The organism is Hyalangium sp., from assembly GCF_045802625.1.
Classification (GTDB): domain Bacteria; phylum Myxococcota; class Myxococcia; order Myxococcales; family Myxococcaceae; genus Hyalangium.
In genome coordinates, this window is the sequence record NZ_JBJMQP010000158.1 from 60,575 (window position 1) to 80,704 (window position 20,130).

The 20,130-nt window shown below is 69.3% G+C and carries 16 protein-coding genes; 14 read left to right on the top strand and 2 right to left on the bottom strand.

What is annotated here, in order from left to right; genetic code table 11:
* Positions 1–199 precede the first annotated feature (199 nt).
* From fabI to ACJ8AT_RS29205, 8 genes are all read left to right on the top strand, one after another.
* Positions 200–1,024 carry an enoyl-ACP reductase FabI gene (fabI, locus tag ACJ8AT_RS29170; protein ID WP_407741181.1) on the top strand — a complete coding sequence of 275 codons (825 nt, stop codon included), beginning with the start codon at positions 200–202 and terminating at the stop codon, positions 1,022–1,024.
* A gap of 144 nt (positions 1,025–1,168) precedes the next feature.
* A complete protein-coding gene (locus ACJ8AT_RS29175) occupies positions 1,169–1,552 on the top strand; it encodes a response regulator (RefSeq protein ID WP_407741182.1) in 384 nt (127 codons plus the stop codon).
* Entirely contained in the window at positions 1,549–2,412 is an 864-nt protein-coding gene (locus ACJ8AT_RS29180) for a response regulator (protein ID WP_407741184.1), read from the top strand. The genes ACJ8AT_RS29175 and ACJ8AT_RS29180 overlap by 4 nt, the downstream gene beginning before the upstream one ends.
* Positions 2,409–3,758 (top strand): CheR family methyltransferase, encoded by a 1,350-nt coding sequence (locus tag ACJ8AT_RS29185; protein WP_407741185.1) that lies wholly within the window; start codon positions 2,409–2,411, stop codon positions 3,756–3,758. The genes ACJ8AT_RS29180 and ACJ8AT_RS29185 overlap by 4 nt, the downstream gene beginning before the upstream one ends.
* Positions 3,755–4,318 (top strand): chemotaxis protein CheW, encoded by a 564-nt coding sequence (locus ACJ8AT_RS29190; protein WP_407741186.1) that lies wholly within the window; start codon positions 3,755–3,757, stop codon positions 4,316–4,318. The genes ACJ8AT_RS29185 and ACJ8AT_RS29190 overlap by 4 nt, the downstream gene beginning before the upstream one ends.
* Positions 4,308–6,518: a response regulator gene (locus tag ACJ8AT_RS29195; protein ID WP_407741187.1), complete on the top strand. Its 2,211-nt coding sequence runs from the start codon at positions 4,308–4,310 to the stop codon at positions 6,516–6,518. The genes ACJ8AT_RS29190 and ACJ8AT_RS29195 overlap by 11 nt, the downstream gene beginning before the upstream one ends.
* Entirely contained in the window at positions 6,515–7,567 is a 1,053-nt protein-coding gene (locus ACJ8AT_RS29200) for a chemotaxis protein CheB (RefSeq protein WP_407741188.1), read from the top strand. Before ACJ8AT_RS29195 ends, ACJ8AT_RS29200 begins: the two co-directional genes overlap by 4 nt.
* Positions 7,568–7,691: 124 nt before the next feature.
* On the top strand, positions 7,692–9,287 hold the full coding sequence (locus ACJ8AT_RS29205) for a methyl-accepting chemotaxis protein (RefSeq protein ID WP_407741189.1): 1,596 nt from the start codon (positions 7,692–7,694) through the stop codon (positions 9,285–9,287).
* Between the two features lie 3 nt (positions 9,288–9,290).
* Here the strand turns inward: ACJ8AT_RS29205 and ACJ8AT_RS29210 are convergent, their stop codons facing one another.
* Positions 9,291–10,202: a LysR family transcriptional regulator gene (locus tag ACJ8AT_RS29210; RefSeq protein WP_407741190.1), complete on the bottom strand. Its 912-nt coding sequence runs from the start codon at positions 10,200–10,202 to the stop codon at positions 9,291–9,293.
* Positions 10,203–10,287: 85 nt separating this feature from the next.
* Between ACJ8AT_RS29210 and ACJ8AT_RS29215 the strand changes: the two genes are divergently transcribed.
* Positions 10,288–11,646: an MFS transporter gene (locus tag ACJ8AT_RS29215; RefSeq protein WP_407741192.1), complete on the top strand. Its 1,359-nt coding sequence runs from the start codon at positions 10,288–10,290 to the stop codon at positions 11,644–11,646.
* Between the two features lie 140 nt (positions 11,647–11,786).
* Here the strand turns inward: ACJ8AT_RS29215 and ACJ8AT_RS29220 are convergent, their stop codons facing one another.
* Positions 11,787–12,221 (bottom strand): hypothetical protein, encoded by a 435-nt coding sequence (locus ACJ8AT_RS29220; RefSeq protein ID WP_407741193.1) that lies wholly within the window; start codon positions 12,219–12,221, stop codon positions 11,787–11,789.
* Positions 12,222–12,505: 284 nt separating this feature from the next.
* On the opposite strand from ACJ8AT_RS29220, the gene ACJ8AT_RS29225 reads away from it, so the two are divergent.
* The 5 genes from ACJ8AT_RS29225 (at position 12,506) to ACJ8AT_RS29245 (ending at position 20,130) form a co-directional block, all read left to right on the top strand.
* Positions 12,506–13,390: a transporter gene (locus ACJ8AT_RS29225; protein WP_407741194.1), complete on the top strand. Its 885-nt coding sequence runs from the start codon at positions 12,506–12,508 to the stop codon at positions 13,388–13,390.
* Positions 13,391–13,399: 9 nt separating this feature from the next.
* The gene (locus ACJ8AT_RS29230; protein ID WP_407741195.1) at positions 13,400–14,578 is read left to right on the top strand and encodes a tetratricopeptide repeat protein; all 1,179 of its coding nucleotides are present in this window, start codon (positions 13,400–13,402) and stop codon (positions 14,576–14,578) included.
* Positions 14,579–14,684: 106 nt separating this feature from the next.
* A complete protein-coding gene (locus ACJ8AT_RS29235) occupies positions 14,685–15,752 on the top strand; it encodes a LacI family DNA-binding transcriptional regulator (protein ID WP_407741197.1) in 1,068 nt (355 codons plus the stop codon).
* On the top strand, positions 15,749–18,667 hold the full coding sequence (locus ACJ8AT_RS29240; protein ID WP_407741198.1) for a TonB-dependent receptor domain-containing protein: 2,919 nt from the start codon (positions 15,749–15,751) through the stop codon (positions 18,665–18,667). The genes ACJ8AT_RS29235 and ACJ8AT_RS29240 overlap by 4 nt, the downstream gene beginning before the upstream one ends.
* Before the next feature lie 62 nt (positions 18,668–18,729).
* Entirely contained in the window at positions 18,730–20,130 is a 1,401-nt protein-coding gene (locus ACJ8AT_RS29245; RefSeq protein WP_407741199.1) for a glucoamylase family protein, read from the top strand.

Genomic DNA, 20,130 nt, shown 5'->3' on the forward strand with positions numbered 1-20,130 from the left:
TTCTAGCGGCGCCGGAGGGGGGGAGCCAACAGCAAGAGTCATGCGCTATGTGAGCGGAACTTCAGGGCCCGGCGGCAGCCCGCGGAAGGCAGGTGCCGGGATTACGCACCGCGGCGTTGCGTAGTTTCACCCCCCACCTGCGGCCACAGGAGTGCTAAACCGCCCGATCTCCCCGTCTTCTTCTCTCGAAAGGGCCCCCATGTTGTTGCAGGGCAAGAAGATCCTCATCACCGGAGTGCTCACGCCCCAGTCGCTGGCCTTCGGCATCGCCGAGCACGCGCTGGCCCAGGGGGCGGAGATCATCCTCACGGGCTTTGGCCGGGCCCGCTCCCTCACCGAGCGCAGCGCCAAGCGCCTCAAGCCCGGCACCGAGGTGCTGGAGCTGGACGTCACCCAGCCGGCGCACTTCACCGCGCTCACCGAGGCGCTGCGCCAGAAGTGGGGACGGGTGGACGGAGCGCTGCACTCGGTGGCCTACGCTCCGGAGGACGCGCTGGGCGGTAACTTCCTCAACACCCCGTGGGAGAGTGTGCAGACGGCGTTCCGCATCTCCACGTTCTCCTTGAAGGAGCTGGCCGTGGCGGTGGCTCCTCTGATGACGGGCGGCGGATCCATCGTCACGCTGGACTTCGACAACCGGATCGCCTGGCCCATCTATGACTGGATGGGGGTATGCAAAGCGGCGCTCGAGGCGACGGTGCGCTACCTGGCACGGGATCTCGGCCCCAAGGGCATCCGCGTCAATTCGCTGGCCGCTGGCCCCCTGGCCACGGTGGCGGCCAAGGGAATCCCTGGCTTCAAGGCCCTGGAGCAGGGGTGGGGCAAGCAGGCGCCGCTAGGCTGGAGCGCCAAGGACAGCCACGACAGTGTAGCCCGGACAGCATGTGCCCTGCTGTCCGACTGGTTGCCCTCGACCACGGGGGAGCAAGTCCACGTGGACGGGGGCTACCATGCCATTGGCGCCCCTCCGGTAGACCTGGGCGCCGAGAAGCCAGCGGGAGAAGCCCCGCCCGCTGGGGAGTAGTCCATGAGAGCGCGAGCCTGCCCGCCAACCGCCCGAACGCGGAAGAACGAACCGGCCCCGCTTTCTCCAGAGGAATCAGACACGCTAAAGTCTAAGCGTTTGCGGCGGGGGCCATGACAGGCCCCTGCGTGAGGAGCCGTGGGTGTGAGCGACAACATCCTGGTGGTGGATGACAGCCCGACAGTACGCAACATCATCAAGATCTACTTGATGAATCTCCGGCTCAGCATCCTGGAGGCGGAGGATGCGACGCGGGCCTTGCAGCTCTTGCGGTTGGTGCCCGTGAGTGTGGTCATCGCGGACATCAACATGCCGGGCATGGACGGCATCACCTTCGTCAAGGAGCTCCGGGCCAGCAAGGAGACCCATTTGCGGGGGATCCCCGTCATCCTTCTCACGGCTGAGAAGGGTGGGGACTTGCGGCAGCGGGGCGCGGAGGCGGGAGCCAACGCCTTCATTCAAAAACCCGTGTCCCATGCTGACCTGACCGAGACCGTTCGGCAGTTCCTGCCCCTCGCCGCCCCGTGAGCCTCCCGTCCCTCCTCCTCGTCGACGACAGCGACGCCATCCTTGCGCTCGAGAAGGCGATCCTCTCGGGCCATTACTCGCTGCACACCGCGAGCAATGGCCGTGAGGCGCTCGAGCGTCTGGCGAAGCTGCAGCCAGCGGCCGTGCTGCTGGATCTGTCGATGCCGGAGATGGACGGGGACGAGGTGCTCCAGCGGATGAAGGCCAACCCGGCCACCAGCGACATCCCCGTCATCATCATCTCCTCGGAGAAGTCCCGCGCCGAGGCGTGTCTGGGGATGGGGGCCGAGGCCTTCCTGGCCAAGCCCTTCCGGGCCGAGGATCTGCTGTCCAAGGTGGCCAGCGCGCTGGAGAACGCCCGGAAGCGGGCGCGCGCCGGGGCGATGCTGGTGCTGCGGATGAGCGTGGGGGAGCAGGAGTTCGCCCTGCCGCTGGAGTCGGTGCGCGAGGTGCTGCTGCAGCCCGCGCTCCGGCCGTTGCCCGGCGGGCCCGCCTACCTGGCGGAGTACGTGGAGCTGCGCGGCGCGGCGATCTGCGTGCTGGATGTGGCACGCCGGTTGGGCCAGGAGCACCACGTCTCGCTGCGCGAGCGGATGCTGGTCATCATCCACGTGGAGGGCATGCCGCTGGCGCTCTGCGTGGACCGCGTGCAGGACCCCGAGGAGTTCTCCTCCACGGAGATTGACCGGAACGTGGGCGGGGCCGAGCACGGGCTTCTCCAGGAGGGGCTCGTCGGCATGGTGCGTATCTTCGGTGGCAGTGCCTTACCCCTGCTCGATCCCAAGGTCTTCATCTCCCGAGGGCTTCTGCGCGAGCTGCCTGAGCTGTTGAAGCAGGGGGGGGTGAGGCTGGGCGCATGACGGGGGGAGTCGATCCGCTGCTGTACGCCCGCGCGCGGCAGCTGATCTCCGAGCGCACGGGCTTCCGCGATGACGCCATCGCTCCAGAGTCCCTGGAGCGCGTGGTGCGCTCGGAGCTTGCGCGAGGCCGCAACCCGGACGAGCTGCGCTCGGAGCTGGATCGCCCCGACAGCGAGTTCTCCCTGGTGATGGTGCGCGCGGCGCTGGTGGGCGAGACGTACTTCTTCCGCCACCCGGAGCACTTCCGCTTCATCGCTCGCGAGGGGGCGCCGCGCGTGCTGAGCCACGGCGTGACGATCCTGCGAGGCTGGAGCGCCGGGTGTGCCACCGGAGAGGAGGCCTACTCGCTGGCGGCCTGTCTGCTGGCCTGCGTGAATCCAGGGGTCTCCGTCGAGGTGGTGGGGACGGATCTGAACGAGGGCAGCCTGGTGACGGCACGGCGCGCCACCTACGGCGCCTGGTCCCGGCGGGAGTCCGGGCCGCACCTGTTTCCCCTCTACCGCCCGCTCGAGGATCGGCAGGTGTCCATCTTCGAGAGCGTGCGCCACGCCACCCGCTTCATGGTGGCCAACCTGCTGTCGCCCGTGGACGCGCTGCTGGGCCAGTTCCACTTCATCCTCTGCCGCAACGTGCTCACGTACTTCACCGCGCAGTCGCGGGAGCAGGCGATCGCCAACATCCTGCGCGCGCTCGCGCCGGGCGGCTACCTGTTCCTGGGCACGGTGGAGGTGGACGGGCCTCCCGCGGGGCTGGTGCGCGTGGGGCCGCCCGAGCTGCAGGCCTTCCATCGCCCGCTGGTCCCCGAGAGCCCGGCCGCTGGTGCCTCGAGGCCTGCTTCCCGCACGGGCCTGCCTGCCATCACGCCCATTCCCATGCCGTCGGCGGCGGGCTCACCCCCGAGGCCGGCCTCGCGGACAGGGCTGCCCGCGATCACTCCCATTCCCATGCCGCCTGGAGCCCTGGCGTCGCAGAGGCCACCCTCGTCCTCTGGGATGCCCACCGTGGCCCCCGCCGCGCTCCGGCCTCCCGCGGCCCGCCCGCGCTCCGCTTCGGAGCTTCACCTCGAGGCCCTGGAGCGCATCGAGAAGGGAGACGTGAGCCGCGCCACCTCCATGCTGGAGGCCCTGGTGAGGCAGTTCCCGGACTACCTCCCGGGCCTGCTGGAGCTGGCCCTGCTGCGCGAGCGCAACGGCTCTCGCGCGGCGGCCTATCCGCTGATGCGGGCCGTTCACGCCCGGGCCGCGGAGCTGCCGCCGGATCAGATCGTCGAAGGGCCCGAGGCCCTGCCGGCCCGCTTCTACAAGGCGTCCGCGGACGCCTACCTCAACCTGGGAGCTTCTGAATGAAACTCACGCCTAGGATCCCCGACCTGGGGCAAGAGGAAGAGATCCGCGATCTGCTGGAGGAGCGCGCCAAGCGGCTGCGCGATCTCGAGCAGAACGAATCCAAGAACGAAGAGGCGGTGCACCTGGTGGCGGAGTTCCCCCTGGGCGAGGAGCGCTATGCGCTGCCGCTCGAGGCGCTGCGGGCCGCGCTCCCGCTGCGCATGGTGACGCCGGTGCCCCTCTCCGCGCCCCATGTCATTGGCGTGCTGCGCTTCCAGGGGCAGGTGCTGGCGGCGCTCAGCCTCGCCTCGCTGCTGGGCGGCCACGGCTGGCGGCAGGATCCCGCCGTGCTGCTGGTGCTGGATCGCGGCGACAAGGAGCTGTGCGCGGTGGACTGCGAGGCCATTCCCCGTCCCATCGGCCTGCCGGTAGGCGCCGTGGAGGCAGCGCGCGCTCGCGCCGAGGGCCCCATCATCGAGGTGCTCTTCAGCCCTGTACCGGGACAGCAACAGCTCGTCCACCTCATTGATCCGCCGCGGCTCTTCGCTCGGGCTGGGACGGGAGTGCGCAATGGCCGTTGATCCGCTCCTGCAAGGGCTCGTCACCGGCTTTGCCGCCGAGGCCCAGGAGGTCTGCCAGAAGGTCACCATCGACCTGCTCGACCTGGAGCGGGGGGTCCTGGACGCCGATGGCCTGAACAAGGCCTACGTGCGCCTGGGGCGGCACCTGCACACGCTCAAGGGCAGCGCCGCGAGCCTCGGGCTCCAGGACCTGAGCGAGATCGCCCACAAGCTGGAGGACGCGCTGGCTCCCCTGCGGGCCACCGTCCAGCAGATGCCGCGGCCGGTGGTGGACGTGCTGCTGCACGGCCTGGACATCTTCATGCTGCGCGTCCACGCGCACGCGGACGGGCGAGGCGACTCGCTGCCGGACTACACCGCCGCGCTCGCCCAGCTCGTCATCGAGGCGCCTCCGCCGGGCCAGGCCGCCGCTGCCTCCGCGCCCGCAGCCTCCGCTCCGGCGGCCTCCGCTCCGGCTCCCGCGCCGGCCGCGCACGCCGCTCCCGCAGCCCCTGCCGCTCCTCCGGCCCCCGTCCCCGTCCCGGCCATGATGGCCGAGGCTCCCCGGGAGGAGAACTCGGACAACGAGGGCGCGGGCTGGCGCGTGGGCGCGCGGCAGGTGACCACGCTCATGCGCGAGGTGGAGCGCCTGCGCGAGGTCCGCCTGCGCCAGGAAGAGCGCTCGCGCGAGCTGGAGCGCGTGGTGGCGCTGCTGGCCCGCCAGGGGCTGCTGGCCGAGACGGCCGAGGCGCGCACCCTGCTGGCCGGCGTGGGCCGCGCGATGCGCTCCGACGGAGAGGAGACCTCCGACATCGTCGACGCGCTGGAGGATGGCCTCAAGGCCATCACCACGCGCCCGGTGCGCACCATCCTCGAGCCCCTGCAGCGCATGGTGCGAGACTTGTCGCGCAACCTCGGCAAGGAGGCCCGGCTGTCCGTGGTGGGCGCCGAGGTGTCGCTGGACCGGCGCCTGCTGGAGAAGCTCAACGGCGCGCTGGTGCACCTGCTGCGCAACGCGGTGGACCATGGCTTGGAGACGCCCGTGGAGCGCGAGCGCGCGGGCAAGCACCACGAGGGCGCGCTCACCTTGCGGATCGAACAGCAGGGCAACCTGCTCTTCCTCGAGTCCAGCGATGACGGGCGCGGCATCGACGTGAAGAAGGTGCGTCAGGTGGCCGAGTTGCGCGGCCTGGCTCCTCCCGAGGAGCTGGCGCGGATGAATGACAACCAGATCCGCGATCTCATCTTCCGCCCGGGCTTCAGCACCCGCTCGGACGTGACGGACACCTCCGGGCGCGGCGTGGGGCTGGACGCGGTGCGCGCCGTGGCCGAGCAGCTCCAGGGCCGCATCGAGGTGGCCAGCACGCTGGGGCAGGGCACGCGCTTCATGCTCACGCTGCCGGTGGAGCTGGGCAGCTCGCCCGTGCTGGTGGTGCGCGTGTTCGATCAGATGATGGGCCTGCCCATGCTGGCGGTGGAGGCCACCCAGCTCACGAAGATGAGCGCCCTGCGCGTCACGCGCCGCCGCGCCCAGCTGGAGCACCAGGGACAGATCCTGCCCGTGGTGGATCTGGGCTCGCGCCTGGGCCTGCGCGCCGCGCACATGCCCTCCGAGGGCCAGCCGCTCATGGTCATCAGCGCCGGCGGCAAGCGGGTGGCGCTCGCGGTGGACGCGGTGGTGGGCGACAGGGATCTCGTCATCCGCCCGCTGCCGGCCGAGGTGCGCGACGTGCCCGCCTACCAGGGCGCCGCCACGCTCAGCCGCGGCGAGCTGATGCTCATCCTCCGCCCGAGCTGGCTGGTGTCCGAGCCCGCTCCCGCGGCCGTCTCCTCGCCGCAGAGCCGCCGGGCGTTGGTGGTGGATGACTCGCTCACCGCGCGTGCGCTGCACCGGGCCATGCTCGAGGCGGGCGGCTTCACCGTGCACCTGGCCTCCAGCGGCCGCAGCGCCCTGGAGCGCCTGCAGGCGGACACCTACGACGTCGTCATCGCCGATCTGGAGATGGAGGAGATGGACGGCGAGGAGCTCATCCGCAAGCTGCGCGAGCGCCCGGAGACGCGAGAGCTGCCCGTCATCCTCGTCTCCACGCACGAGTCCGGGCGGGAGCGTGGACGCGCCGCGGGCGCGGATGGCTTCCTCAGCAAGCGTGACTGCGCCTCGGGCCGGCTGCTGGCCGAGGTGCTCGATGTCATGAGTCGTCGGGGAGGAGGGCGCTCATGAATCAGGCCAAGCGCATCAAAGTGCTGGTGGTGGATGACTCGCCCACCATGGTCAATACGATGGCGACGCTCCTGACCCAGGACGCCCGCATCGAGGTGGTGGGGCGCGCGGGCGATGGGAACCGGGCCGTGTCCCTGGCCCGGCTGCTGCGGCCGGACGTCATCACCATGGACCTGCTGCTGCCGGGCCTGGATGGGCCGGCCGCCATCGCCGCCATCATGGCGGATGCGCCCGCTCGCATCCTCGTGGTGAGCGCCGTGGCGGACCGGGGCGCGGACCTGGGCTTCCAGGCCATCCGCGCCGGTGCGCTGGAGCTCATCGCCAAGCCCAACGTCACCTCGGGCGAGGAGCTGCGCCGGTGGGGCCGGGAGCTGGTCAACTCCGTCTGCCTCATGGCGGAGGTGCCCGTCATCTCCCGGAGATCCCGCCGCGAGTTCATTCCGCCGCCGCCCTCCACCGGCGGCCGGGTGGACATCTTCGGGCTCGTCGCCTCCACGGGAGGGCCTCCGGCGCTGGCGGAGATCTTCTCGCGGCTGCCCAAGGATCTGCCCGTGCCCATCGTCGTGGCCCAGCACATCACCGAGGGCTTCACTCCCGGCATGGTGCGGTGGCTCAGCCAGGTGACGCCGCTCGGGGTGACGATCGCCCGCGAGGGAGAGCGGCTGGAGCCCGGCAAGGTGTACTTCCCGCTGGATGGGCATGATCTCTTCATCGAGCGGGGGATCGCCCGGCTCAGCCGCACGCGCGGGGGCCCGTGCCCCTCGGGGGACCTGCTGCTGACCTCCCTGGCGCGCATGTACAGCTCGCGTGCGGGGGGCGGCGTGCTCACCGGCATGGGGGATGATGGGGCGCGCGGCCTGCTCGACATCCGCCGGGCCGGAGGCCTCACCTGCGCGCAGGATGAGCTCACCTCCGTCGTCTTCGGCATGCCCAAGGCGGCGCTGGACATTGGCGCCACCGAGCAGCCCATGCCCCTGTCGGCCCTGCCGGAGTTCATCCGCCAGTGCTGCACCAAGCCCTTCGACAGGGCTCGGGGGGATGGGTCATGAGCGCCCTGGGGCCATGCTCGCTCCCTCCTCGTCCTGGCGGCTCTTCCGGTGGGCGCTGCCCGGCGCTCCCGTTGCCCACGGGCCCCCGTGGGTGAGACTCTGAACGCGTGACTTCGGTGCTCTCGTGAAACTGTCCTTCCGGTTTCGGCCCTCGCTGGGCCTCTCAGTCAAGTTCATCCTGGTAACCGGAGGCATCAGCGCCCTGCTGGCGTTGATCCTCACGACGGCGGCCACGCACCGCCTTCGCGACAGCCTCCTCAGCGCCCATGCGGGCGAAGGGGCCGCGCTCGCGCTCGGGTTCACGCGCGCCGCCGAGCACCTGGCGGGCAACAACGAGCTGTCCTTCCAGCAGCTCGTGGAGGCCTTCCGCGTGCAGGACGGCGTTCGCTACATCTACGTGGAGGACGCCTCCAACCGCGTCGTCGCCCACACGTTCCAGGGGGTGCCTCCCACCGCGCTGCTCAACACGGTGCGCATCTCCGCGGCCGATCTGGCCAATGAGCCCGACGGACGGAAGATCGTCCCGGTGGATGTGGTGACGGTGCAGGGGCAGACGCACGCCATCGACGTCGCGGTGCCCCTGGTCGGCGGGCGCGGCGTGGTGCACGTGGGCATCTCGCGGGAGCACATCGATAAGAAGGCCGCGGAGCTGCCGCAGGCCATGCTGCTGCTGGCGGTGCTGCTGGTGGCGGGCAGCGTGGTGGTGGCGGCGGTGTTCGTGCGCACCATCGTCCGTCCGCTGCGCGAGCTCACCGACGTGGCGGCCCACATCGTCGAGTCCGGAGATCTGACGCGCCCCATCCACGTGACGAGCGGCGACGAGGTGGGGAGGCTTGCCCGCAGCTTCAGCCAGGTGGTGGAGAAGCTGCGCGAGGTGACGATCAACCTCCAGCAGGCGGCCGAGGCGCTCAAGCAGTCCACCGAGCACCTCAACTCGTCCTCCGCCGAGCAGGCGCAGACGGTGTCCCGGCAGGCCGCCGCGCTGCAGCAGACGCAGGTGACGGCCCAGGAGATCAAGCAGACGTCGCTCTTGGCCTCGCAGAAGGCGGCCACGGTGCTGTCGGTGGCCGAGCGCGCGGACGAGCTGGCCCGCTCCGGCGAGACGGCCATCGAGATGACCATGGCGGGGCTGAACGACATCCGCCAGCAGGTGGGGGAGATCGCCCAGAAGATCGTCGAGCTGGGCGAGCGCACCCAGCAGATCGGCGGGATTACGCAGACGGTGAAGGACTTGGCGGACCAGTCCAACATGCTGGCGCTCAACGCCGCCATCGAGTCGGTGCGCAGCGGCGAGCACGGCAAGGGCTTCGGCGTGGTGGCCCGCGAGATCCGCGCGCTGGCGGATCAGTCCATCCAGGCCACCAGCCGCGTGCGAGAGCTGCTCGATGACATCGGCTCGTCGGTGGCCGCGGCGGTGCGGATTACCGAGCGCGGCGCCGAGCGCATGGAGTCAGGGCTGGCGCAGGTGCGCACCTCGGGGCAGAACCTGAAGGAGCTGTCCAACATCGTCCAGGACAACGCCTCGGCGGTGCGGCAGATCGCCGCCGCGGTGAACCAGCAGAACGTGGGCATCAGCCAGATCACCCAGGCCGTCAACGAGCTGTCCAAGATGATGGACGAGACGGTGGCGCGCATCGGCTCCACGGGCGAGGCGGCCACCACGCTGCAGATCATCTCCGAGCAGCTCAGCAGCGCGGTGAAGAGCTACCGGGTGGAGTAGGGCTCAGCGCGGAGAGCGCGTGCGCCCGGGCTGCTTGCGCACGTGCTCCACGATGAACTCCTTGAAGGCCCGGGCCGCCGCGGTGAGGTAGCCCTCGCCCCGGTGCACCAGCGCCACCTGCCGGCGCGGTCCTCCGGGGGCCACCTGCACCACGTCGAAGCCTCGGGCCTGGTGGTCTCGCGTCATCAGCTCCGGCACCAGCGCCACTCCCAGCCCGCGCTCCACCATGCGGCGCATGGCCTCCGAGTTGTCCGTCTCCAGCGCCACCTTGGGCGTCACGCCTCGCGCCTCGCAGGCCGCCTCCAGCGCGCGGGTGCCCGTCATCCCCGGGATGACCACCCACAGCTCCTCCACCACCTCGGTGAGCGCCACGGGACGGCCCAGCCTGGTCAGCGGATGGCCTCGCGGCACGGCCAGCACGAGGGGCTCCTCCCACAGCTTCTGCGCCACGAGGTCCGCTCGGCGCACCGGCAGGGACAGGATGGCCAGATCCAGCGCGCCTCGCGACACTCCCTCTTCCAGCGCCGCGGCATGGCTCTCGCTCAGCCGGAGCCGCACCTCCGGGTAGCCGCGGGCGAACGTCGCGATCAGATCCGGCAGCAGGTATGCCCCCACGGTGTACAGGGTGCCGAGCGCCAGCGGGCCTCGCGGCGTTCCCGACAGCTGCTCGAGCTCGGCGGTGCCCGCGGAGAGGGCCTCGAGGGCCCTTCGCGCATGGGGCAGGAAGCGCTCCCCGGCGTCCGTGAGCACCGCTCCGGCGGGGGTGCGGACCAGCAAGCGCACTCCCAGCTCGGTCTCCAGGGACTGGAGCTGCCGCGACAGCCCTGACTGGGACAGGCCCAGCCCTCTTGCGGCGGTGGAGAAGCGGCCTTCCTGGGCCACCTGGAGGAAGGCTCGGAGTTGCTCGGTGGTCATGCGGTTCTCGCAATCAGTCTATGCGGAAGATGCGATTTTCGCATGGCCGCCGCTCGCTTATATGGAGGTCATGGATGGAAGCGGGATGACGGTAGAGAGCGAGGTTCGGATGCACACGGGCGCGGCGCGGCGGGTCGCCACCGGCGCGGTGCTGCTGGCCCTGGTGGTCAGCGCCTTCGAGGGCACGGTCGTCACGAGCGCCATGCCCGTCATCACCCGCGAGCTGGGCGGCCAGGAGCTCTACTCCTGGGTGTTCTCCGCCTTCCTCTTCGCCTCCACCGTGGGGGTGCTCGTGTCCGGCAAGCTGGCGGACCGGCTGGGACGCAAGCCCGTGTTCCTCACGGGCATGGGACTGTTCCTGGCGGGCTCGGCGCTGTGCGGACTGTCGACGTCGGTGCCCGCGCTCATCGCCTTCCGAGTGGCGCAGGGCCTGGGAGCCGGAGCGCTCCAGCCCACGACGCTGACCATCAGCTCAGATCTCTACACCCTGCGCGAGCGCGCGGCGATCCAGGGGATCTTCACGGGAGCGTGGGGCGCGGCGAATGCGCTCGGGCCGCTCATCGGTGGCTGGCTGGTGATGCATACCTCGTGGCGATGGGTGTTCCTGGTGAACCTGCCGGTAGGGTTGCTCTCGGCGGGGTTGCTGTACCTGTCCTATCGGGATCCGCCGAGACGCGCTCAAGGAGCGATGGGCGCATGGGGGCCGCTGCTGGTGGGCACCTGCGTGGCGCTGCTCCTGTTCGCGTTGGAGCCGGGCTCCGCGAGCGTCCGGTGGCTGTGCGCGCTGGGGGCGGTGGTGGTGGGCGTGGGGCTGGTGTTCCAGCAGCGGGTGACGGCCTCGCCCGTGATTCCGCCGGAGCTGCTGCGGGACCGCACCGTGCTCAGTGGGATTGCCGGAGGGCTGTTCGCCGGCGCGCTGCTCTACACCATGTCCACGTGGGTGCCGTTGTGGATGACGGAGCAGGGCGGGCACACGCCGATTGGGGCGGGCCTGGCGCTGGTGCCCATGCTGCTGGGGTGGTCGGTGGGCTCTACCTTCGGGGTGAAGATGCTGGTGCGTGGGGGCATGCGACTCAGCGCGGGCACGGGGTTCGTGGTGGCGGCGTGTGGCGCTGGGTTGCTGGCGCTGGCTGCGGCACAGGGGTGGGGAGTGGGTGCCGCCTTCGCCTCGCTGGGAGTGCTGGGAATGGGGCTGGGGCCCGCGGCGAGCACGTCAATCATCGGCCCGCAGTCGCGGGCGCCGTGGCACTACCGAGGCATCATCACCAGCAGCCTCTACGCGACACGGTTGCTGGGAGGCGCGCTGGCGGTGGCGGCGATGGCGCTGGCTCGGGGGCACTTTGCCACACAGTTCGCGATAGCGGCGCTGCTCACCGCCACGGCGGCCCTGGGCATGGTGCTGACGGCGCCGGGCCGGGAAGGCAACGCCGTTCGCGAGGCCTGATGGGCAGGTGTCAATGAAAACAGCTATTTATGAATTGGGCGCCGGTGGAGACTCAGAGGGCGAAACGTTTCGCCCTCTGCCCAGCCCATCGAGAGAGCGAAACGTTTCGCTCTCTGCCGCAACCGCCTCGGGCTTGCGTACTACCGGTTCACCGGGCTGGCGCCGTGCACGTCGGGATTGTGCTCGTGTTCCCAGCGTACGTGCTCCGCACGCTCCCGGCGCTCGCGCTCCGCACGCTCCCGGCGCTCGCGCTCCTCGCGTTCCCGACGCACCTGCTCCTCGCGCTCCCGGCGCTCTCGCTCCGCGCGCTCCCGACGCTCCCTTACCTCCCGCTCCCGACGCTCGCGCTCCTCGCGCTCCCGACGCTCGCGCTCCTCACGATCCCGGCGCGCCTGCTCCTCGCGTTCCCGACGCTCCCGCTCCGCACGCTCCCGATTTCCCTCGTGAGCCCGGCGATCCGGGGGAATCGGGCCCGGGTTTTGATTGACGGGCGTGGCGTAGTGCTGCTGGGCCAGCGCGGGGAAACTCGTGGACAGTGTGAGGGCGATGGACAACCACGTGAGCTTGGACTTCATGACGGTTCCTCCCGGTGGGACCTGGGCGAATTCCCGAGTGGAATCCCGGGGTTGAGCGACCAGTCCGTTCACTTCGTGTTGTGCAGATAGGACGGGGGGACCTATTTCCTATTTGATGACGAAAGATTTCGGCTTGGCCTCGATGAAGCCCGGGAGGGACGACGTGGGGACGGTGTAGGTCAAATCCGTACGACGTAGGAAACTTCCGCCAGGATTCTTGGAGAATAAGGGTGTTCGTTGTTCCTAACCCTGATCGCTCTCTGCTGGTCCCGCCGAGGTGTCCCATGTCCGGTCCGAACGTGTCCCGCCCCACGACGACTCCGCGCCCCCTGACCCCGGCCGCGCCGCCGCCGGCCCAAGACAGCCGCGTCACCACCTCGACGAACGTCTCCCCCACGAAGGCGAACGCGAGCTTCGGCTACGACTCGGGCTCCGCGTTCGAGGCGAGCACCTCCGGAACGCTGCCCGGCGGTGTCCAGGCCGAGGCGCACGCCAGCGGCCCCAGCCTGAAGGTGGACGGTAACGCCAACGCCAAGGTGGGCCCCGGCGGCATCGACGTGAACGTGTCGGTGGACATCGACGCCACCGCGGTCAAGGCGGGCGCCAGCGCCACCAAGACGTTCCAGGTGGACGTGGCCGGCAAGAAGCTCGACGTGACCGTGGACCTGAGCGCCGCGGGCGCGGTGGGCGCGGACGGCAAGCTGAACCTCAACCTCCACATCGGCACCGACGGCAACGTCACCATCAACGCAGGCGCTCAGGGCTTCGCGGGGGCGCGCGGCGCGCTCACCGGCGGGGTCACCGTATCGCACGACGGCAAGGAGCTGGCCAAGGGCAGCGTGGAGCTGAGCGCCACCGCGGGCGTGGGCTTCAACGCGCACGCCAACCTCGAGCTCAAGGACGGGGGCCTGAACTTCGACGTGGGCGCGGAGGCCACGGCGACGGCGGGCTTCGGCGTGGACGTCAAGGGCAACGTCAACGGCGCCAACACGGTGAAGTTCCTCGGCGAGGTGCTGGGCGGGCTGGCCGGCCAGGGCGTGAAGTGGGCCGGCGACGAGCTGAAGAACGTGTCCCACTGGGCGGGCGACCGCTTCCAGGACGTGAAGAGCTTCATCGACCACATGATCCCGGACATCCACCTCCCGGACATCCACCTCCCGCACTTCTAAAACCCTTCCATGGCCGGACGGCACAGCGCGAAAGAGGGCTTCAACCTGATGGGGATGGGGCTGCTGAAGGAGGCAGCCCGCGAGTTCGAGGGAGCGCTGGAGCAGGACCCGAAGGACGTGACGGCCCTGGTGGGGCTGGCGAGGCTGCACCTGGCGCGCCACCAACCGGACGAGGCCCGGCAGCTGCTGGAGCGCGTGCTATCGCTGCACCCGAACCACCCGGAGGCGCGAGGCTTCCTGGCGCGGCTGCGTGCCGAGCAGGACAAGGACGAGGGCGCGCTCGACGAGCTTCGCGCCCTGGCGGCGGACCCACAGGCCGGCTTCACCGAGTTCTACAACCTGGGCCACGCCCTCCTGTCCATGCCGGGCCAGGAGGAAGAGGCGGCGCAGGCCTTCGTGCAGGCGCTGAAGGTGGAGCCGAAGAACCCGCACGCGACGACGTACCTGGGCGTGGCGGTGTGGCGGCAGGGGCAGCTCCCGCAGGCGCTCAAGTGCTTCAAGTACGCGGCGACGCTGGCCCCGCGCGAGTCGCTGCCGCTACAGCTCGCGGCGAAGGTGCTGGTGCAGCAGGGCCAGCCGGACCAGGCGCAGCAGGTGCTGGCGCTGGCCCTCCAGCGCGCGCCGCGCAAGCCGGAGCTGCACGAGGAGTTCATCAAGCTCTGCCTGTTCTCCAACAACGGGAAGGCGGCGCTGCAGTCGGTGCTCGAGCTGCGGCAGCTCGATCCGCGGAGCCCCACGGGGCCGTACCTGCACGGGCTGGTGATGCTGACGAGCGGGAAGGTGGAGGACGCGCGGCGCACCTTCCGCGAGGCGCTGGCGCTGGCGCCGGACTCGTGGGAGGCGCGGCTGGGGCTGGCTCGGGCGCTGCAACTCGGTGAGAAGAAGGACCTCACGGAGGCGGTGCGGCTGCTGGAGGAGGCGGTGGCCCAGGCTCCCACGGAGCCGGGCCCGGTGAATGAGCTCGCGGTGCACTACCTGGCGAAGCCGGAGACGGCGGGCCGGGCGAAGGCGCTGCTGGAGAAGGTGCTCGAGGCGCACCCGGACGAGCCGGGCGCGAACCTGAACATGGCGCTGGCGCTGGTGAAGACAGACAAGGCTGCCGCGGCGCGGCATGCGCGCAAGGCGCTCGAGAGCTCGGAGCCGAGTGTGCGGGAGCAAGCGGAGCGGCTCCTGAAGCAGGTGGCTTGAGGACTGGTTGACTTCACTCCCCAGGGGGCCCGGTACTTTTCGCCGCGAAGCGTCAACATGAAAACGTTTACATCCGAGTGAGAAAACGTTTCCATAACGCAAGGCAATGACCGGAATCGCGCGAGGCGGCTCGGAGGCGAGCATCAAGGACGTGGCTCGCAAGGCCCGCGTCTCGATCGCGTCGGTGTCGCGAGTCATGAATGGCCATGACAACGTGGGCGAGGAGACACGGGCCCGCGTGCTGGCGGCGGTGCACTCCCTTCATTATGTGCCTCACAGCGGTGCGCGCAGCCTGATCACCCAACGGACGAACGTCGTAGGCGTCCTGCTCCCCGATCTGCACGGCGAGTTCTTCTCTGAGATCATCCGCGGCATCGATGCCGTGGCGCGCCTCCGGCGCCTGCAACTCTTGCTGTCGAGCACGCACGGAGATGCGGCGGAGCTCGCCGTCGCGATCCGCACCATGCGCGGCAGGGTGGATGGGCTGCTCGTCATGTCGCCGCACGCCGACGCCGCGCTCCTGGACAAGAACCTGCCCAGTGCCCTGCCGATCGTGCTCATCAACACCCCGCTGAAAGACACCCGGCACTCGACGCTGACCATCGACAGCTACCACGGCGCACGCGCCATGGTCAGCCATCTGATCGCACGTGGCCACCGGCGTATCGCGCACGTGGCGGGACCAGGGCTCAACTCCGACGCCCTGGAGCGGCTGCGCGGCTATCGCGACGAGATGGCGCGCTCTCTGCCGCGGGTAGCGCCACAGGTGCTGCCGGGAGACTTCAGCGAGAAGTCGGGTTACCTCGCCGGGCGACACCTGGCCGCCCAGCATGACCGCCCCGACGCGGTCTTTGCCGCCAACGACGTGATCGCGGTCGGCTGCGTGGTCGCCTTCCGGGAGGCTGGCTTGCGCGTCCCCAGCGACATCGCAGTGGCAGGGTTTGATGACATCCCGCTCGCCTCGCTGGTCAGCCCCGCCCTCACGACGGTGCGCGTGCAGATCGCCGAGCTCGGCCGGTCCGCGCTAGAGCAGCTCCTGCTCAGCATCGAGAGCCCTGCGCGCACGCGGCCGGTCTCGCGCGCCCTGGTGCCCGAAGTCGTGGTTCGTGAATCTTGCGGCGCCGAGCAGGCGCCCAAACGACGCTCCCACCGTCGAGCCGAGAGGTCGCCATGAAATCAACGAGGAAGCCGAGCAGCAAGATCGACCAGATGTGGAGTGTGCTGGGGTTGGTGGTGTTGCTCATGGCCATGCCCGCGCTCGCGCAGAAGACGACGGCGACCGTGCGGGTCAAGCTGAGCGCTCCTTCCGGGACGACCACCGGCGTGAGCGTGCTCGCCGTGAACACCAACAGCGGCTTCTCGACGAAAGGGACCGCACGCGCGGACGGCACTCACCTCCTGACCGGCCTGGAGCCCGGCGAGTATGTGATCACCGCGACCCAGCCGGGTGGCAAGGAGGTGTACCGGATGGTCAACGTTCAGGTCGGCCAGACGGTAGACCTGGACCTCAACCTCGCGGAGGAGATGCCCATCGATCTCGGCCAGGGCGAGACCATCGTCATCCAAGGAAAGACGAGCGAGAGCTCGACGGCGGAGATCGCCACCAACGTCAGCCGCGAAGAGATCGAGAACCTGCCTCAGGGCAACCGCAACTTCCTCAACTTCGCGGCGCTGGCGCCCGGCGTCCGCCTCTCCAACGACCAGTTCAACAAGAACTTCTCGTCTGGCGCGCTCGAGGCGCGCAACACCAACGTGTTCGTGGATGGCGTCAGCCTCAAGAACAACGTCATTGAGGGCGGGTTGGTCGGTCAAGACTCCAGCCGCGGAAACCCCTTCCCCCAGCTCGCGGTCAGCGGGTTCCGGGTGATCAGCCAGAACTACAAGGCCGAGTACGAGCAGGCCGGTGGCGCGATCATCTCCGCGATCACGCGCTCGGGCGGCAACGAGCTCCACAGCGATCTCTTCCTCACCTTCCAGAACCAAGCCCTGGTGGCCCGCAATTACTTCGACGTGCAGCGGGGCGTGCTGGAGCGGCCCGATCTGTTGAGCTCTCAGTTCGGTGCGTCGGTCGGTGGCCCCGTGGTGAAGGACAAGCTGCACTTCTTCGTGACCTATGAGGGCAACCTCCAGAATCGCGCGAACCAGGTGACGCTGGGCAATGCGTTGCCGGAGAACATGAGCAGGTTCGGCGATTTCCAAGGCAGCTTCGGGAGCCCCTTCCGCGAGCACCTCGGCTTCGCAAAGCTGACCTGGCGGATGGCCGACAACCAGACCGTGGATCTCAGCGCCAGCCTCCGGTCCGAGACCGATATCCGCAGCTTCGGCGGCGCGGTGAGCGTCGAGAGCGCCGAGAACGTGCGGAACAATGTGATCACCGCCTCGGCCAGGCATCAGCTGCGGCTGGGCTCGTTGACGAACGAAGCCACGCTTCAGTTCCTCCGCTCGGAGTTCAACCCGACTGCCGCGAACCCCGGGCTGATTGGCCAGGACTACGAGGGCGTCATCCGGATCGGCGGCCGCGACACCAGCCAGGACATCGGCCAGCAGGCGCTCACGTTGCGCGATGACGTGACGTTCACGAACTTCGAGTTGGCTGGCCAGCACGTGGTGAAGACTGGCGCCAAGGTCTCCCTCCAGAATTACAAAGTCGAGCGCACGCTCTACGGCAACCCCGTATTCCGCTTCCGTCAGGACTCCGCCAACAACCTCAGCTACGACTTCCCGGCCGAAGCCTCCTATGGCGTCGGCGACCCGAAGGCGGCGGCCGCCAATACGCAGTTCGGTGTGTACGTCCAGGACGATTGGGAGATCGCCCGGAGGCTGACCTTGAACGTGGGCGTCCGGTGGGATGTCGAGAGCAACCCGCTGAACAACGATTACGTCACCCCTCCGGATGTCCGCGCGGCGGTGGAGGAGCTCGCGCGCATGGTCGAGCCGACGAACGGGCCCGACTTCTTCCCCGTCGACAAGTACCTCACCGACGGGACCCAGCGCCCCGTGTTCCTGGGCGCAATCCAGCCGCGGCTCGGCGTGGCGTTCGACGTGAAGGACAACGGAAACACCGTCCTCTTCGCTGGCGCTGGGCGCTACTATGACCGCACGTTGTTCAACACCGGGGTGGACGAGCGGCTCCGCCTTCAGTACCAGGTCCGCACCTTCCGGTTCTCGCAGGACGGCTCCCCCCGCGGTGGCCAGCCGACCATCGCCTGGCGGCCCGAGTACTTGAGCAAGGCGGGGCTCGACTCGCTGATCGACAGCGGCGTGGCTCCCGCCCCGGAGATCTACCTCCTCGAGAACGACACCAAGCCACAGTTCAGCGACCAGTTCAGCGGCGGCGTCCGGCAACGGGTCGGACCGGTCAACACCTCGGCCACGCTCACGTACATTCGCAGCCAGAACGGCGTCGGCTTCTACCCCGCCAACCGCAGGTCGACGGGGAACCGCGACTTCATCCCCACACCGGGCGGCTTCGGCAATGTCTTGATCTCGGTCGACGACCGGACCTCCACCTATCGCAGCCTGCAGATCTCGGCGGAGAAGCCCTACTCGAGCGAGCTCTCGAAGGGAGGCTTTCAGTGGGGCGCGTCCCTGGCCTACACCTACGGCATCGCCAGGGAGCGCGGAACGCTCTTCAACTTCGACTACCCGACCGTCAAGGACAGCCCCATCACTCCCACCGATACCGATGAGCGCCATCGCCTCGTGCTCTCGGGCATCGTGGGGCTGCCGCTGGAGGTCAGGCTGTCCACGCTGATCACGCTCGGCTCCGGCCAGCCCTTCACCATCGCCGATGCGTCCCAGGGCTACGGCCCCGACCAGTTCGTGCTCCGCCGCAATGGAGGCCGGGCGGATGGCCTCATCCAGTTCAGCCAGGTGGATGTCCGGCTGGCGAAGGACTTCATGGTCTCCGACCACCGCCGGATCAGCGCCTTCGCGGAGTGCTTCAACCTCTTCAACGCCAAGAACTTCGGAGGCTACAACGGGTCCATTTCGCCCGCCTCGGATCCTCCGAACCCGAACTTCGGCATGCCCTCGGTCCTGGTCGGTCCGCCGCGCAGCTTCCAGTTCGGCATGGGCTACAGCTTCTGAAGAGGCGCTTCCACGTGATGGCACGCCAAGGGAGCCACCCGCTGCTCTCCGCCGTGGCGGCTGTGTCACTGCTCTCGAGCGCGATCGCGGGCTGCACCGACAGCCACCCGAATCTGCGCTCGTCCCCGGGGGCCGAGGGAAGCTCGGCGCAAGAGGTGCTGGACGATCTGGAGGAGCGGACCTTCCGCTACTTCTGGGAGACGGCGAACCCAGAGAACGGCCTGGTCCCGGATCGGTATCCAAGCCCGTCCTTCAGCAGCATCGCCGCGGTTGGCTTCGGGCTGACGGCTTACGGCATCGGCGTCGAGCGCGGCTATGTCAGCCGCGAAGCCGCCCGCGAGCGCGTGCTCACCACGCTGCGCTTCCTCCGCTCCGCGCCGCAGGGCCCCGAGGCCCGCGGCGTGAGCGGCCACCAGGGGTTCTTCTACCACTTCCTGGACATGAAGTCGGGGCGCCGCTTCGAGTCGACCGAGCTCTCCACCGTCGACACCACCTGGCTCCTCGGGGGAGTGCTGTTCGCGCAGTCCTACTTCGACGGTGCCGATCCGCGGGAGGCAGAGATCCGGACGCTGGCCGACGAGCTCTATCGCCGGGTCGACTGGCGCTGGGCGCAGGCGCGCTCGCCCGCCATCGCGCACGGCTGGTCGCCGGAGTCCGGCTTCATCGCCTATGACTGGATTGGCTACAACGAGGCGATGTTGGTGGTGCTCCTCGCGCTGGGCTCGCCGACCTTTCCCGCCGAGCCGGAGGCCTGGCAGGCCTGGACCTCCGGCTACGAGAAGGACTGGGGCACCTTCTTCGGCCAGGAGCATCTGGCCTTTCCTCCGCTCTTCGGCCACCAGTACAGCCAGGTGTGGGTGGACTTCCGCGGCATCCGGGACGGCTACATGCGGGGTCGCGGGATCGACTATTTCGAGAACAGCCGCCGGGCCACGTATGCGCAGCGCGCGTATGCGATGGCCAATCCCCAAGGCTGGAAGGGCTACGGCCAGGACATCTGGGGACTGACCGCCTGCGACGGGCCGGCCGAAGCGGAGCTCGACTATCAGGGGAGGCGCCGGATGTTTCGCGGCTACTCCGCCCGCGGCCCGGGCTTCAATGACGACGGCACGCTGGCGCCCACCGCGGCCGCCTCCTCCATCCCGTTCGCGCCCGAGATCGCCATCCCGGCGATCATGGAATTGCGCCGCCGCTACGGCGAGCACATCTATTCCACCTACGGTTTTCTGGACTCCTTCAATCCCAGCTTCGAATACGACGTTCCGCTCCAGGAGGGCCGCCGAGTGCCGGGCCTCGGTTGGGTGGCCGACGACTATCTCGGCATCGACCAGGGGCCGATCCTCGCCATGATCGAAAACTACCGGAGCCAGCTCATCTGGCGGGTGATGCGCAAGAACCCCTATCTCCGCGCAGGCCTCGAGCGCGCGGGGTTCCAAGGTGGCTGGCTCGAGGAGGAGAAGTGA

Excerpts from the sequence above, each read along its gene's own strand:
- ACJ8AT_RS29195 (WP_407741187.1), top strand. The coding sequence starts at position 4,308 with ATGGCCGTTGATCCGCTCCTGCAAGGGCTCGTCACCGGCTTTGCCGCC.
- ACJ8AT_RS29230 (WP_407741195.1), top strand. The coding sequence starts at position 13,400 with ATGGCCGGACGGCACAGCGCGAAAGAGGGCTTCAACCTGATGGGGATG.
- ACJ8AT_RS29225 (WP_407741194.1), top strand. The coding sequence starts at position 12,506 with ATGTCCGGTCCGAACGTGTCCCGCCCCACGACGACTCCGCGCCCCCTG.
- ACJ8AT_RS29235 (WP_407741197.1), top strand. The coding sequence starts at position 14,685 with ATGACCGGAATCGCGCGAGGCGGCTCGGAGGCGAGCATCAAGGACGTG.
- ACJ8AT_RS29200 (WP_407741188.1), top strand. The coding sequence starts at position 6,515 with ATGAATCAGGCCAAGCGCATCAAAGTGCTGGTGGTGGATGACTCGCCC.
- ACJ8AT_RS29240 (WP_407741198.1), top strand. The coding sequence starts at position 15,749 with ATGAAATCAACGAGGAAGCCGAGCAGCAAGATCGACCAGATGTGGAGT.
- ACJ8AT_RS29210 (WP_407741190.1), bottom strand. The coding sequence starts at position 10,202 with ATGACCACCGAGCAACTCCGAGCCTTCCTCCAGGTGGCCCAGGAAGGC.
- ACJ8AT_RS29190 (WP_407741186.1), top strand. The coding sequence starts at position 3,755 with ATGAAACTCACGCCTAGGATCCCCGACCTGGGGCAAGAGGAAGAGATC.
- ACJ8AT_RS29215 (WP_407741192.1), top strand. The coding sequence starts at position 10,288 with ATGACGGTAGAGAGCGAGGTTCGGATGCACACGGGCGCGGCGCGGCGG.
- fabI (WP_407741181.1), top strand. The coding sequence starts at position 200 with ATGTTGTTGCAGGGCAAGAAGATCCTCATCACCGGAGTGCTCACGCCC.
- ACJ8AT_RS29220 (WP_407741193.1), bottom strand. The coding sequence starts at position 12,221 with ATGAAGTCCAAGCTCACGTGGTTGTCCATCGCCCTCACACTGTCCACG.
- ACJ8AT_RS29185 (WP_407741185.1), top strand. The coding sequence starts at position 2,409 with ATGACGGGGGGAGTCGATCCGCTGCTGTACGCCCGCGCGCGGCAGCTG.